12 protein-coding genes are annotated in these 14,963 nt (G+C 43.5%); 2 read left to right on the forward strand and 10 right to left on the reverse strand.

Annotated elements, in window-relative coordinates; translation table 11 throughout:
• Window positions 1-37: 37 nt before the first annotated feature.
• From lpxD to AC30SF_RS02395, 10 genes are all read right to left on the reverse strand, one after another.
• Window positions 38-1,069: a UDP-3-O-(3-hydroxymyristoyl)glucosamine N-acyltransferase gene (gene lpxD / locus AC30SF_RS02350; protein WP_489607440.1), complete on the reverse strand. Its 1,032-nt coding sequence runs from the start codon at window positions 1,067-1,069 to the stop codon at window positions 38-40.
• A complete protein-coding gene (locus tag AC30SF_RS02355) occupies window positions 1,069-1,656 on the reverse strand; it encodes an OmpH/Skp family outer membrane protein (protein ID WP_295975629.1) in 588 nt (195 codons plus the stop codon). Before AC30SF_RS02355 ends, lpxD begins: the two co-directional genes overlap by 1 nt.
• Before the next feature lie 102 nt (window positions 1,657-1,758).
• On the reverse strand, window positions 1,759-4,164 hold the full coding sequence (gene bamA / locus AC30SF_RS02360) for an outer membrane protein assembly factor BamA (RefSeq protein ID WP_489607441.1): 2,406 nt from the start codon (window positions 4,162-4,164) through the stop codon (window positions 1,759-1,761).
• A 34-nt stretch (window positions 4,165-4,198) separates the two neighbouring features.
• The gene (gene rseP / locus AC30SF_RS02365; protein ID WP_489607442.1) at window positions 4,199-5,530 is read right to left on the reverse strand and encodes a sigma E protease regulator RseP; all 1,332 of its coding nucleotides are present in this window, start codon (window positions 5,528-5,530) and stop codon (window positions 4,199-4,201) included.
• A gap of 10 nt (window positions 5,531-5,540) precedes the next feature.
• Window positions 5,541-6,410 (reverse strand): phosphatidate cytidylyltransferase, encoded by an 870-nt coding sequence (locus tag AC30SF_RS02370; protein ID WP_489607443.1) that lies wholly within the window; start codon window positions 6,408-6,410, stop codon window positions 5,541-5,543.
• Window positions 6,411-6,424: 14 nt separating this feature from the next.
• Window positions 6,425-7,144 (reverse strand): polyprenyl diphosphate synthase, encoded by a 720-nt coding sequence (gene uppS, locus AC30SF_RS02375; RefSeq protein ID WP_489607444.1) that lies wholly within the window; start codon window positions 7,142-7,144, stop codon window positions 6,425-6,427.
• Between the two features lie 22 nt (window positions 7,145-7,166).
• On the reverse strand, window positions 7,167-8,372 hold the full coding sequence (gene ispC, locus AC30SF_RS02380; RefSeq protein WP_489607445.1) for a 1-deoxy-D-xylulose-5-phosphate reductoisomerase: 1,206 nt from the start codon (window positions 8,370-8,372) through the stop codon (window positions 7,167-7,169).
• Between the two features lie 110 nt (window positions 8,373-8,482).
• Window positions 8,483-9,040: a ribosome recycling factor gene (gene frr, locus AC30SF_RS02385; protein ID WP_489607446.1), complete on the reverse strand. Its 558-nt coding sequence runs from the start codon at window positions 9,038-9,040 to the stop codon at window positions 8,483-8,485.
• A gap of 38 nt (window positions 9,041-9,078) precedes the next feature.
• Window positions 9,079-9,801: a UMP kinase gene (pyrH, locus tag AC30SF_RS02390; protein WP_489607447.1), complete on the reverse strand. Its 723-nt coding sequence runs from the start codon at window positions 9,799-9,801 to the stop codon at window positions 9,079-9,081.
• Between the two features lie 157 nt (window positions 9,802-9,958).
• Window positions 9,959-11,617, reverse strand: a complete 1,659-nt coding sequence (locus AC30SF_RS02395) for a putative transporter (protein ID WP_489607448.1) — start codon at window positions 11,615-11,617, stop codon at window positions 9,959-9,961.
• 161 nt (window positions 11,618-11,778) lie between these two features.
• On the opposite strand from AC30SF_RS02395, the gene rnr reads away from it, so the two are divergent.
• Together rnr and rlmB are read left to right on the forward strand one after the other, a co-directional pair.
• Entirely contained in the window at window positions 11,779-14,157 is a 2,379-nt protein-coding gene (gene rnr / locus AC30SF_RS02400; protein ID WP_489607449.1) for a ribonuclease R, read from the forward strand.
• On the forward strand, window positions 14,150-14,890 hold the full coding sequence (gene rlmB, locus AC30SF_RS02405) for a 23S rRNA (guanosine(2251)-2'-O)-methyltransferase RlmB (protein ID WP_489607450.1): 741 nt from the start codon (window positions 14,150-14,152) through the stop codon (window positions 14,888-14,890). The genes rnr and rlmB overlap by 8 nt, the downstream gene beginning before the upstream one ends.
• The last annotated feature ends 73 nt before the right edge of the window (window positions 14,891-14,963 follow it).

Consider the following 14,963-nt stretch of genomic DNA (forward strand, 5'->3'; position numbering starts at 1 on the left):
ACGTGATTTAACGCATCAACACAAAATGAACGAAACGTCACTCATCTGATTTCAGTTTTTTCTCAAGGGCTTTAATGCGTTTATTTAAACCATCAATGCCAAGCGTCAATGCCGCTGTTTTGCGCCATTCTTTATTGGTTTGGAGCGGAATACCGGAAGAATACACGCCCGGTTCGGTAATCGGACGCATGACCATTCCCATGCCGGTAACCGTCACTTGATCACAGATTTCCATATGCCCGTTAATCACGCTCGCGCCGCCAATTAAACAATAACGTCCTACGGTTAAACTGCCTGCCATAATCACCCCACCGGCAACCGCGGTCCCCGTGCCGATATACACGTTATGGGCAATCTGACAAAGGTTATCGATAATCACGTTATCTTCAATTACGGTTGCATCTAATGCGCCACGGTCAATACAGGTACAAGCACCAATTTCCACGTGATTGCCGATAATCACTTGTCCGACTTGCGGGATTTTAATCCATTTACCGCGTTCATTGGCATAACCAAACCCATCACTACCAATGACTGCGCCGGATTGAATCAAGCAATGCTGGCCAATTTCCACCTCATGATATACGGATACATTCGCCCAAAGTTGGGTGTGTGCGCCAATTTTGGTGTTCTTACCAATAAAACAATTTGCGCCAATCACCACGTTATCACCTAGCACAACGCCGGATTCAATCACACTGTTTGCACCGATAGAGACATTTTCACCTAACAAAACGTCGTCAGAAATGACCGCACTTTTTGCAATTCCGCTTGCTGCTTTTGGGGTGGTATCCATATATTGTGCTAATTTTGCATAGGCAACATAAGGATCTTTCACGATAAGCAAATTACTTTCCGCTGAACAAAATTCCACATCTGCTTCGGACACCACCAAAATACCGGCTTGTGAATGTGCCAGTTTTTCACGGAATTTTGCATTAGAAATAAATGTTAGCTGATGTTCATTCGCTTTATCTAAAGGAGCGATATTACTTACAACAACATCGGCGTTACCACGAATGGTAGCGCCGATTTGTTGTGCTAATTCTGAAAGAGAATAGGATCTCATTATTTAGCCTTCGCAGCTGCTGCGGAAATCGCTTTTAGAACATCATCACTGATATTTTTACCGTCTGCCGCAAAGACAACAGAACGATCATCTAACACGATAGTGTAGTGTTTTTCTTTTGCCACGGCATTAGTTGCGGCTTGAATGCTTTCAACCAATTTAGAGGTTTCTTGGTTTTCGCGTTTTGCATAGTTATCTTGATAGATACGAACTTGTTGATCGTGTTCTGCCACTAACTTATTGATTGTCGCTTGTTCGGTGCTGGCGAATTTATTAATTTCATCTTCACGTTTTTTGATGTCGGCAGCACGCAATTTCGGTGCATCTTTTTGTAATGCCGCGACTTTTGCTTCCACTTTTTTCTGTACATCCGCAATTCTTGCATCGACCTTTTTCTTGTTTTCTGTCAATTTTTCCACAGTCGCTTTGAATTCTGTTTCTAATTTTGCTGCGATTGCTTTACGTTCAGGATGATTTTGGAAGAGATAATCTGCACTCACAAATGCAATATTTTCTTCTGTCATGGCTAAACGAGAAGTGAAAATTAAGATGGCTGAAATAAGAACAAGTTTGATGACTTTTTTCATGAGTAAAATTTCCTTTTTATAGATTAAAAAATTAATTTGTGCCAATGCAACATTGGCACAAACAAGTGATTAGAGTTTATTAATTAACTTAAGTTCATTAAATTAGAATGAACCACCGACATTAAATTGGAATTGTTCAATGTCATCATTTTCGTATTTCTTAATCGGTTTAGCATAAGAGAAGATCAGCGGACCGATTGGTGATTGCCATTGGAAGGCAATACCGGCAGAAGAACGAATACGTGACGGATCGCCATAGTCAGGTAGCTTGGTGCTTAAGTGAGCAAATTGATTTTTCTCAGCTTTCCAATGCGTATCCCATACACTTGCGGCATCAATAAATAATGATGTGCGCACGGAGTTTTGGCTTTTTTCCGAAACAAAAGGTGTTGGCATGATCAATTCTACACTGGCAGATGTCATTGCATTACCTCCAACGATATCGCCGTTAAGTAGGCTATAACACTCGGATTTGGTGGTTACGCTAGCTGGGTTACAAGCGCGTGGATTGATATAAATCGCTTGTGGACCTACCGCACCGTAAGCAAAACCACGTAAACTACCGATACCACCTGCCGTATAGGTTTGATAGAACGGTAAACGTTTACCGCTTAAGCCATTAGCATAGGATGCCCCTAAACGACCGGATAATACCCAAGTTTGATCGCGATTTAGCGGATAGAATCCTTGAACATCTGCATTGAGTTTATAGTATTTATTGTCAGCACCAGGAATGGTCACTCTTCCACCAAAGGTGGCTTTGACCCCTTCGGTCGGTAAGAAACCACGATTTAAGCTGTTGTAGTTCCAACCGAAAGAAAAATCATAGTCATGGGAGCGGAATGCCCAGTTATCATAATTCATTGAGGCTAGGTAGAGCGCGCGGCTATATTCCGGCGTAATGTTTTTCAATTTATTATAAACATAGCCTAAACCCACATAATAGGAGTTATTTTCATTCACTGGGAAACCTAAAGTAACATTGCCACCGTAAGTTGTTCTTGTATAAGCAGCGGAATTACTATTTTTTGAGTTGTCATAGTTTTCAAAGAAGATATTTCCACCCAAGCTCACACCGTCTTTCGTGAAATACGGTTCGGTATAACCTAAGTTAACACTGGTTCCGTAGTCATTGCGGGAACCGGCAAGACTTAAGGATGATCCCATACCAAGGAAGTTCTCTTGTTTGATGCTGGCTTGATAGCTTAAACCGCTTTCCGTACCATAACCAACCCCGAAGTTAATGCTACCGGTGTTACGCTCTTTGACTTTGTACACCACATCCACTTCATCACTGCTGCCTTCAACCGGTTCGGTACGGCTTTCTACGGTTTCAAAAAATCCGGTACGATCTAACCGCACTTTACCGAGTTCGATTAAGTCGGTGGATAACCAACTGCCTTCTTGTTGACGCATTTCTTGGCGTAATGTGCTATCGGCAGTGACAGTATTTCCTTCAAAACGGATTTGGCGCACAGAATAACGTTTGCCGGCATCAACAACGAAACTTAAATTAACGCTTTTATCTTGATCGTCAAAATCCGGCTGTACACTCACTTGGGCACTACCATAGCCTTTTTCACCTAAAATAGATTTAATGCTGTCTTCAACAGCGTGTACATCACTGCCACGGAAATATTGATCAAGGTGAATTTGATTTAATGTTGGTGCCAACTGATCTTTCATACCGCCTAAATCACCGAGAATACGTGCGTTTTTCACCGTGTATTTATCACCTTCAGAAATATTAATGGTGACGCGGGCTTCTGTTTTCTTATCATTTAACTGCACGTCGGTGCCGGTGACTTTCGCTTTGGCATAGCCATGGTCAAAATAATAGTTTTGAATGGCTTCGAGATCTTTGTTGAATTGGCTCGGATCAAATTTATTACCGAAAAGTTTCCACCACGCATCCGGTTGTAATTCCATTTGATCTTGCAGTTTGCTTTTACTAAAAACGTGGTTGCCGACAAAATTGAGCTCTTTAAGCAACGCCACATCGTTTTCTTTAATTTGCAATTTAATTTCGGAACGATGATTCGGTAGCGGATTGACAATCGTATTTACTTGCGCATTATAACGACCAACACTGTGATAGTGATCTTCTAATGTTGCACGAAATGTTTCTAATTTTTCACGATTTAATATCTCCCCTTTTTGGAAGCCGTTAGCATCTAAATTTTGTTTTAGTGCTTCATCCGGAATGGTTTTATTTCCTTCTAAAATTACATCGGAAATAATGGATTTCGGTATGACTGAAATGACAAGCGTATTGCCTTGTTGAGAAGCGCGAACATCATCATATTGACCACTTAAGAAAAGCGTACGTACGACATCGGCAATATTGGCGTCGTTGATTTTTTGCCCAACCTGTACCGGTAAACTGGCGATAATACTGTTTTCAGTAGTGGACTGAACGCCATCAACACGAATATCTTGTACGACAAAGGTGCCGGCTAAAACACTCGTCGAACCAAATAAGAGGCTTGCAATTAAGAGTTTTTTCATCGTAAATTTTATCCTGTATAAGATACGTAATTAGTTATAAACGTAAAAAATCATTAATCAGTCCAAGTCCCATTAACATCAATAACAAGACAGCACCAATTCGATAACTCACATTCTGCACATGCTCGGAAACTGGTTTTCCTTTCAACGCTTCCATCACCAAAAAGACAAGATGTCCCCCATCCAGTACTGGTAATGGAAATAAATTCATAACGCCCAAATTAACACTAATTAATGCCATAAAACTCAGGTAATAAATCAGACCAATTTCAGAAGAGGCACCTGCCCCTTTGGCAATGGAAATTGGACCGCCTAAGTTATTCAAAGACAAATTGCCGGTGATTAATTTCCCGATGACTTTAATCGTTAACCAAGAGAGTTGAAAGGTCTTTTCTACCCCTTTTTGTAAGGCTTCAAGCATATCATACTTTAATTCAGTACGATATTCATTAGCCAAGGGATAAAAAGTCGGGGAAATTCCCACAAACCAGCGTTTTTTTTCATTCAGTTCTGGTGTAAGTGTTTTATCAAACCACACACCATCACGTTCTACTTTTAGGGTTAATGGCTTGCCTTCTTGAACCTTTTCTAGAAACGTATGCCACTCAATTTTACTGTTATCCGACCAGTAGAGTTTATCGCCTTTTCGTAATCCTTCTTTTTCTGCCGGTGAATTTTCAGTAATCTTAGAGAGTATCATATCCACTTTACTTCTCACCGGTACAATACCGAGGGATCCGAATGCACTTTGTTTCTCAGGATCAAACGTCCATTTGGATAAATCTAAAGTTTTATGCTGTTCAATGTTAGAACCAAATTCCACTAATGTCAGATCAACTTTGCTTTCCCCTAACTTGGTGGCTAACAACATATTAATGGTTTCCCAATCAGCGGTTGAAACGCCATCAATTTCCGTAATTTGGGTGTTCGGCTGTATTTGTGCCATTGCAGCAATCGATTGGGGACGAACCTCATCGATTACCGGCTTAATACTCGGAATGCCAATGGAATAAACGAGAAAATAAGCAAAAATGGCAAACAAGAAATTCGCAAGCGGACCGGCGGCAATAATAAATGCGCGCTGAGCGACCGTTTTATGATCAAAGGCCTGCGATTTTAAGGTATCAGGCACCTCTTCATTGCGTCCATCCAGCATTTTGACATAGCCCCCAAGAGGAATGGCCGACACGGCAAATTCTGTCCCTTGTTTATCGGTACGCGACCAAATGACTTTGCCAAAACCAATAGAAAAACGATGGACTTTCACACCGCACTTTCGTGCCGCCCAGAAATGACCATATTCATGTACCGTCACTAAAACGGCAATCACAATCAGAAATGAAACGGTTGACCACAAAAATGACATATCGCCAATCCTATAATACAAAGAAATAGAAGTAGGCAAAGAATGGAACCGCCGCCGTTAAGCTGTCAATGCGATCCAAAATACCGCCATGCCCCGGAATTAAATGACTGCTATCTTTAATACCGCTTTGGCGTTTAAACATACTTTCCGTTAAATCGCCTAAAATAGAGATGGCAACCGTTGCCACCGACAGACCAATAAAGGCTCCGGATGAGACATTCGCGGTCAAACTTTGTTGCGCCACATTCACAAAAATGGCTGCAACAATACCTGCCATCACCAAACCGCCAATCGCCCCCTGCCAAGATTTTCCCGGAGACACTTTCGGTGCCAATTTGTGTTTACCCAATTTACGACCGACAAAATATGCACCGGAATCCGCCACCCAAACCAAAATAAACACATACAACAACAGCATAATGCCGTGGTAAGGTTCTGTCACATAATGATCTAAACGTAACAATAATACGCCGATTAAAAATGGAATAAAGGTAAAGAAACAGAAAAAGAATTGTAAGACAGAATGTTTGCCCCAAATGACACTAGTTTTCGGGTAAGTCACCACAAAAAATAAGGCCACCAGCCACCAAATAACCGCACCCAATAAAATCGGCTGAGCATACAGTTCAAATACACGGCCGGCATCTAAATAATTGCCTTCCCCATAGATCCAGAGGAATAAAAAGGCAGCACTTAAACCGGTGATGGCATAGCGCCAAAACGTGGGTTGCTTGAAATTAAAAAACTGCGTCCATTCCCAAACGCCTAACACCACAACCACCCCCAAGGCAAGGGCAAAATAATAAGGTGAAAATAAAAATAATGCGGTAAAGACAAGGGCAATTAACACAATTGCCGAAATAACTCGTTGTTTAAGCACAATATATTCCTCTATTATTCAGTCCCACCAAAACGGCGATGACGTTGTTGATAAGATAAAATCGCCTGATGAAACTCGGCTTCATTAAAATCCGGCCACAGTACATCAGAAAAATACAATTCCGCGTAGGCTGTTTGCCACAATAAGAAATTGCTAATGCGTTGTTCACCACTGGTACGAATCAATAAATCCACTTCAGGCTCGTCTTTCGTCACCAAATGTTGTTGCAATAAAGCTTCGTTAATATCTGCAACAGTGATTTGTTGCGTTTGAACCCGCTCTGCCAACTGCTGTGCCGCCTGAACGATATCCCAGCGCCCGCCATAATTCGCGGCAATATTTAACGTAAGTGCGGTGTTATTTTCCGTTAATTTTTCCGCTTTTTTGATTTTTTCCTGCAAGCCTGCACTAAAGCGGGAAATGTCGCCTAAAATTTTCAAACGAATGTCATTTTTATGCAGCTTTTTCACTTCAAAATCAAGCGCTTGCATAAATAAATTCATTAATGCGCTCACTTCCTGCTCGGGGCGGTTCCAGTTTTCGCTACTAAACGCATATAAGGTTAAATATCTCACCCCGATTTTACGAGCATAAGACACGGCTTCACGTACTGCCGCCACGCCGTTTTTATGTCCAAAAACGCGCATTTTCCCTTGCAGCTTCGCCCAACGCCCGTTGCCGTCCATGATAATCGCAACGTGTTGCGGAATATTATTCCGATCTAATTCTGTCATTATCCCTTCTCAATGCAAAATATCAGTGTGACCAGTGTGCCAATTGTTGTCGTGCATATTCACGAGCAGCACGATCCACCTCCAGTACATCATCAATCTGTTTGATTTGTTGCGACGGCATTTGTTCCACGACAGCCTGATTCAGTTTGGCAATATCCGTAAATTTAATTTGGCGATCTAAAAAGGCTTGTACGGCCACTTCATTCGCCGCATTCATGGCAGTGGTCGCATACTGTCCTGCCGCAAAAGCCTCTATCGCCAGTTTCAAACAAGGATAACGTTGATAATCCGGTGCTAAAAAAGTCAACCCATTTAATTGGTAAAAATCTAACGGCGCTACGCCGGAAAAAGTGCGGTGCGGATACGCCATAGTTTCTGCAATCGGTGTGCGCATATCAGGATTCCCCATTTGCGCAATAACGCTGCCATCAATGTAGCGTACCATGGAGTGAATAATGGATTGCGGGTGAATAATGACTTCCATTTCATCGGCTGTCGCATTAAACAACCAACGGGCCTCAATATACTCCAACCCCTTGTTCATCATCGTTGCGGAATCCACAGAGATCTTCTTGCCCATAGACCAGTTAGGATGTGCCACCGCCTGTTCCGGTGTAATACCGTCAAATTCGCTTAAATCCGTGTAACGGAAAGGCCCACCCGAACCGGTCAGCACAATTTTGCTGATGCCCAAATCTGCCAACGGGCAAAATCCGATGTGTTGTTGAGCCTGCGGAGGCAACGATTGGAAAATCGCATTATGTTCGCTATCTACCGGCAATAACTGCGCGCCATAGCGTTTTACCGCATCAATAAAAATCTGGCCGCAAGTAACCAATGCCTCTTTATTTGCCAACAGAACTTTTTTGCCGGCTTTCACTGCTGACAACGTTGGCAACAATCCGGCTGCACCAACGATCGCTGCCATGACAATGTCTGCATCAGGATACGCGCTTAATTCACAAATCGCTTGTTGACCGGCAAATACTTGCGTCGGGAGCTGATGCGTAGCTACTTTCTCACGCAAATGTCTTGCTGCATGTTCATCAGCCAAGGCAACAAAGTGCGGTCGAAATTTCACGCATTTTTCAAACATCGCATCCACATTGGCCCCCCCGACTAAAGCAAACGCTTCATACTTTTCCGGATTGTGTTCAATTACCGAAAGGGTGCTATTACCGATGGAACCTGTCGCGCCAAGAATCACGACCTTTTGTTTTTTTTGCATAAAATTTCGACCGCACTTTGTCAATTTTTCGGGCAGTATGAAAACCTCATCCGCCCATATAAGAAAAGACGCAGTAAGGCACTGCGTCTGATGTTAACCTGTTCTTATGATTAGAAATCGAGTAATTCTTTTTCTTTTTCCGCTAACACTTCATCGACTTTTTTGATGAATTTATCGGTAATTTGTTGAATTTCGGCTTCAGCTTTATGCTGATCGTTTTCACTGATTTCTTTATCTTTTAACAAGGCCTTGATTTTATCATTAGCATCACGGCGAACGTTACGAATCGCGACTTTGCCTTGCTCGCCTTCTGATTTCACAATTTTAATCAAATCACGGCGACGTTCTTCTGTTAATGGTGGAAGTGGTACGCGAATTGTTGTACCGGCAGAAGACGGATTCAAGCCTAAATCAGAGGTTAAAATGGCTTTTTCTACCGCTTGAATCAATGAACGATCAAACACAGTTACCGCTAAAGTACGGGCATCTTCTGCCACCACGTTGGCTAATTGACGTAATGGTGTCGCAGAGCCGTAATAATCCACTTGAATCGCATCCAACAAACTTGGTTGTGCACGGCCGGTACGAATTTTTGCAATATGGCCTTTTAACGCTTCAAGGCTTTTTTCCATGCGGTCTTGCGCATCTTTTTTAATGTCGTTAATCACGATAATTCCTTCTCTACTAAATAAATCAAACCGTTAAACTAATCTTTTGCACAAATCAATGTGCCTTCTTGTTCACCGATAACCACGCGACGTAGCGCGCCCGGTTTCCCCATATTGAACACGCGGATCGGCATACCGTGATCACGAGCTAGGGTAAAGGCCGCTAAGTCCATCACTTGTAATTCTTTATCAATCACTTCGGCATAAGTAAGGTGCGGATAAAGCATGGCATTTGGATTTTTTGCCGGATCGCAATCATATACACCATCCACTTTCGTTGCTTTTAACACAACATCCGCTTCAATTTCGATACCACGTAAGCATGCGGCGGAATCTGTGGTAAAAAACGGGCTGCCTGTACCGCCGGAGAAAATGACAACGCGTTTTTCACGCAACATTTTGATGGCTTCAGACCAGTTGTAAGTGTCACAAATGCCGTTTAATTGAAATGCCGACATTAATTTTGCATTCACATCCGCACGGAAAAGCGAATCACGCATTGCCAAACCGTTCATGACGGTAGCAAGCATTCCCATATGGTCGCCGACCACACGGTTCATTCCTGCTTTAGCCAATTTAGCACCGCGGAATAAGTTGCCACCACCTAAGACGACACCCACTTCCACACCCATTTCAACCAGTTCTTTGATTTCTAGCGCCACTCTATCAAGAATAGACGCATCAATGCCGAAACCTTCATCGCCTTGTAAGGCTTCTCCGCTGAGTTTTAACAAAATTCTTTTATAAATAGGTAGGCTCATCTTTTTTCCTTTTGTATTAGCAAAAAATCGGCTCATTTTACTGGATCTTCCCTGTTCTGTGAAGTGAACGACCCAAAATCACCTAAAAAACAACCGCACTTTTGCCTCCATAAAATCTGGTGAAACAAAGTGCGGTCATAAAAATGCGCGTTTCTCGTTATGTGAAACTCCACAGTAACAAGGCCAATAACTGCGGCGAAATGATCCGCAAGAACATCGCCAGCGGATACACGGTGGCATAAGATAACGCTGCGGCACCGCTGTCTTCTTTAATCGCATTCGCGAACGCTAATGCCGGAGGATCAGTCATGGCGCCGGCAAGCACGCCGCACAAAGAAAGGTAGTTCAATTTACTGTATAAACGGGCAATAACTGCAGTCATGAGTAATGGCGCTAACGTAATAATGATGCCGTAGCCCATCCATTCCAACCCGCTACCGTTTAATAAGGTGTCCATAAAACTGCCGCCGGATTTTAACCCAACCACGGCCAAGAACAAGACAATCCCCAACTCACGTAATGCCAAGTTAGCGCTTGGCGGCATAAACCAATATAGCTTACCAATCGTCCCGATACGCGCCAAAATCAGGGCAATCACTAATGGCCCACCGGCTAAGCCCAATTTTAACGCCACCGGAAAACCGGGAATATAAAAAGGAATAGAGCCGAAAAGCACACCCAAGCCAATACCGATAAATACTGGTAGCATTTGGACTTGTTGTAATTTTTGTGCCGCATTGCCGATCACCGAAATGGCATTGTTCATCACATCGGTGCGCCCGACCATGTGTAATACGTCACCGAACTGCAAAGTCGTATTGGCGGTCGGCACCAATTCCACACCGGCACGGTTTAAACGGGAAATCACGACACCGTATTTTTGGTGAATACCAAGGGATTTGATTTTTTTCCCTAAGACTTTCTCGCTGGTCACTACCACCCGCTCGGAACGAATATCGCCACCGGCGGTCGTCATTTTAACCGAAAGCTCATCGCCAATAATTAATCGCATTTTTTGTAAGGCTTCATTTTCCCCCACTAAATGCAATACGTCATCCAAATAAATTTCCGTATCCGCTTTCGGGACACACATACTGTCCCCGCGCTTTAAACGGGAACAAACCACATCGCCGGCGCCAAATCCCGGTACGGCAATTAAACGCAAGCCATCCAAATTTTTATTTGTGACTTTAATGTCCATTGTGGTCAAGGTTTCTTTGTCTTGTCCACTTTCACGTTGAAAATGTTGTTCTTCTTCATCAATTTTTACATGGAAACACAAACGCACTAACCACATGGTCAGCAAAATGCCGCAAATACCGAAAGGGTACGCCATGGCATATGCCATCCCCATGGTTGCCGTGGTGCTGTTGACCCCAAGTTCTGACAAAATTTGCTGCCCTGCGCCAAGAGAAGGCGTGTTAGTCACCGCACCGGAGTAAATTCCCAAAATAATGTCTAAAGGCACGTTGGCTAATTTGTGGATACAAACCACAGTCAGCCCACCTAGCAAGACAATCAAAAATGCAAAACCGTTCAGTTTTAATCCAGAACGGCGCAACGAGGAAAAAAATCCGGGACCGACTTGAATCCCGATGGTATAAACAAACAGGATCAAGCCGAATTCTTGCACGAAATGTAATGTGTGCGTATCTAATGCCAATCCATATTGATTGGTAAAATGCGCCACAATAATGCCGCCGAATAACACGCCGCCTACCCCAAAACCGACGCCTCTGATCTTCCAATGACCTATCCATAAACCGATCACGGCAACCAAAGCGAGTAGGCTAATGGTAATCGCAATATCGCTCATAACGACCTCAACTTAATATTAACTAAAAAGGATTATAGCAAGTCAGTTTTAGGGTTGCTGAGAAAAAGCTAAAAAATGTCGCCTCAATCACATTTTTCCTTGCCTAATAAGAAAATCTTTTTAAAATGAACCGCACTTTCATTTCGATAAATTAAAATACCATGGCCAAAAAATCCCCTCCTCAAGATCCGAATTATGCAAAAGAATTAGCCAAATACGACAACCCCATTCCCAGTCGAGAGTTTATTTTGCAGATTATCCGCACGCATAATGCGCCCATGACGAAAGAAGAAATTTTTGTTGCGCTGGGCATCACTGACGAGACACGACAAGAAGCCATGCGCCGTCGTTTACGCGCCATGGAAAATGACGGTCAGTTAGTGTTCACCAAACGCAAATGTTATGCCCTGCCGGAAAAACTGGATTTGCTTAAAGGCATGGTGATTGGCCATCGAGAAGGCTTCGGTTTTTTACAAGTGGAAGGAAAAAAAGAAGACTTTTTTATTCCCAACGTGCAAATGCAGAAAGTCATGCACGGCGATTATGTGTTGGCGCAACCTAATGGATTTGACCGTAAAGGTCGTCCGGAAGTCCGCATTGTGCGCGTATTAGAAGCCAATAAAAAGCAAATTGTCGGTCGTTTTTTTATCGAACAAGGCATTGGCTATGTGATGCCGGACGACAGCCGTATTACACGCGATATTTTAATCCCCGATAACGCCCGTCTTGGTGCGCGTATGGGGCAAGTTGTTGTGGTGGAACTCCATCCGCGCACAGCGCCGTTTTTCCAACCTATCGGCAAAATCACCGAAGTACTTGGGGACAACATGGCGAAAGGCATGGAAGTGGAAATTGCCATTCGTAAGCATGATATTCCCCACAGTTTCCCAAGTGCGGTGGAAAAACAACTTAAAAAATGGGTTGAAGACGTGCCTGAGGAAGCTAAGCGTGGTCGTGTAGATTTGCGTGACTTGCCGTTAGTGACTATTGACGGCGAAGATGCACGCGATTTTGACGATGCGGTATTTTGCCAAAAACAAGGCAAAGGCTGGAAGCTTTGGGTGGCCATTGCCGATGTGAGCTATTACGTTAGACCGAAAAGCGCGTTGGACACGGAAGCCTATAATCGAGGCAATTCCGTCTATTTCCCGAATCGCGTCGTGCCGATGTTGCCGGAAAAACTCTCCAACGGTTTATGTTCGTTAAATCCACAAGTAGATCGCTTATGCATGGTATGTGAAATCACGATCTCTGCCAAAGGTAAGATGACAGACTATCAATTTTACGAAGCAGTGATGAATTCCCACGCCCGTTTAACTTATAACAAAGTGGCAAAAATATTGGAAAAAGACACCGCACTTTGTGAACGTTATGCCTCGTTAGTGCCTCATTTGCAAGATCTGCACGACATGTATCAGGCATTGGTGAAAGCACGGCAACAGCGCGGTGCCATCGAATTTGAAACCATTGAAAGCAAATTTATTTTCAATGCATTAGGTCGCATTGAACGGATTGAGCCGGTCGTGCGTAACGATGCCCATAAAATCATTGAAGAATGCATGATTTTGGCAAACATTGCGTCTGCCAACTTCATGGAAAAACATCAAGAACCGGCGCTATACCGCATTCATGCCGTACCAAGTGAAGAAAAACTCACGGCATTTCGCAGTTTCTTGGCTGAATGTGGCTTGAGCCTATCCGGTGGGAATAAACCGACACCGATGGATTACGCACAGTTACTTGAACAGATTAAACCACGTCCGGATCACGAATTAATTCAAACCATGTTGCTACGTTCTATGAGCCAAGCGGTTTATAGCGCCGACAACATCGGGCACTTTGGTTTGGCACTAGAAGAATACGCCCATTTCACCTCGCCGATTCGCCGTTATCCCGATTTGACGTTACATCGTGGCATCAAATATTTATTGGCGAAACAAAAGGGTTCTAAACGTAAAACGACCGACACCGGCGGATATCATTATCAACTTGAAGAAATGGATCTCTTTGGCGCGCATTGTTCTTCGACGGAGCGCCGTGCCGATGATGCCACCCGTGAAGTCGCCGATTGGCTAAAATGCGAATACATGCAAGATCATGTGGGCGAAGAATTTGACGGTGTTATTTCTTCCGTGACCGGTTTCGGCTTCTTTGTCCGTTTGAATGATCTGTTTATCGATGGCTTAGTGCATATTTCCGGTTTGGCGAATGACTACTACTTATTCGACATGCCGAAACAACGCCTTATTGGTGAAAATAGCGGCGTGATTTTCCGTATCGGTGATGCGGTGAAAGTGCGTGTAGAAGCGGTGAGTTTGGAGCAAAAACAAATTGATTTTTCTTTAATTTCAAGTGAACGTAAGCCAAGACGTAGTGGCAAAACGGCACGAACGAAAGCCAAGAAAGCGGAAGTTAAAGCGCCCAAGAAAACAACAAACAAAAAGGCAAAAATAAACAAAAGTGCGGTCAAAAAAAGTCACGTTTCTAAAATGAACCCCAAAGCCGCCAAAACGAAAAAGGTAAAGAAAAAACATGAGTGAAACAATTTATGGTATCCACGCAGTCAAAGCGTTTGTCTCCAATCACCCGGAACGTTTAATTGAAGTGTTAGCATTAAAAGGCAGAGACGACCAACGTTTACAGTCTTTGATTAATGAAATTCAACGACTTGGCATTTCCGTTCAATTTTTAAATCGCCAAACCTTGGATAAAAAAGCGGAAGGCGAAGTGCACCAAGGCATTATTGCGCGAGTGCACCCGTTACCTGAATTAAATGAGCATGATTTGGATCGTTTATTAGAAACTCAAAACGCGCCTTTATTATTAGTTTTGGATGGTGTGACAGATCCACATAACTTAGGCGCTTGTTTGCGAACGGCAGATGCAGCGGGCGTAAGTGCGGTGATTGTACCAAAAGATAAATCTGCCCAACTTAATTCTACCGCGCGAAAAGTGGCGTGTGGCGCAGCAGAAAATGTACCGCTTATTCGAGTGACTAACCTTGCCCGCACGTTACGTGATCTACAAGAGCGACACAATGTATGGGTTGTTGGCACCGCCGGTGAAGCCACCGAAACCCTCTATCAAACCAAGCTCACCGGTGCCTTGGCATTGGTCATGGGAGCAGAAGGCGAAGGCATGCGTCGCTTAACCCGTGAGCATTGCGATCAACTCATCAGCATTCCAATGGCCGGTTCGGTTTCTTCTCTCAATGTCTCCGTGGCGACCGGTGTTTGTTTGTTTGAAATCGTCCGCCAACGGTTAGTAGTGTGAACAAGCGGAAGAGATTAATCGCCTCAATTTTGAGTTAGTCTTCCCAGTATCGAGGCGTTTCATGCCGACTAAG

It is taken from the genome of Aggregatibacter valvarum (assembly GCF_980468985.1).

Coding starts and splice junctions, on each gene's coding strand:
- lpxD (WP_489607440.1), bottom strand. CDS start 1,069: ATGAGATCCTATTCTCTTTCAGAATTAGCACAACAAATCGGCGCTACC.
- AC30SF_RS02355 (WP_295975629.1), bottom strand. CDS start 1,656: ATGAAAAAAGTCATCAAACTTGTTCTTATTTCAGCCATCTTAATTTTC.
- bamA (WP_489607441.1), bottom strand. CDS start 4,164: ATGAAAAAACTCTTAATTGCAAGCCTCTTATTTGGTTCGACGAGTGTT.
- rseP (WP_489607442.1), bottom strand. CDS start 5,530: ATGTCATTTTTGTGGTCAACCGTTTCATTTCTGATTGTGATTGCCGTT.
- uppS (WP_489607444.1), bottom strand. CDS start 7,144: ATGACAGAATTAGATCGGAATAATATTCCGCAACACGTTGCGATTATC.
- ispC (WP_489607445.1), bottom strand. CDS start 8,372: ATGCAAAAAAAACAAAAGGTCGTGATTCTTGGCGCGACAGGTTCCATC.
- pyrH (WP_489607447.1), bottom strand. CDS start 9,801: ATGAGCCTACCTATTTATAAAAGAATTTTGTTAAAACTCAGCGGAGAA.
- AC30SF_RS02395 (WP_489607448.1), bottom strand. CDS start 11,617: ATGAGCGATATTGCGATTACCATTAGCCTACTCGCTTTGGTTGCCGTG.
- rnr (WP_489607449.1), top strand. CDS start 11,779: ATGGCCAAAAAATCCCCTCCTCAAGATCCGAATTATGCAAAAGAATTA.
- rlmB (WP_489607450.1), top strand. CDS start 14,150: ATGAGTGAAACAATTTATGGTATCCACGCAGTCAAAGCGTTTGTCTCC.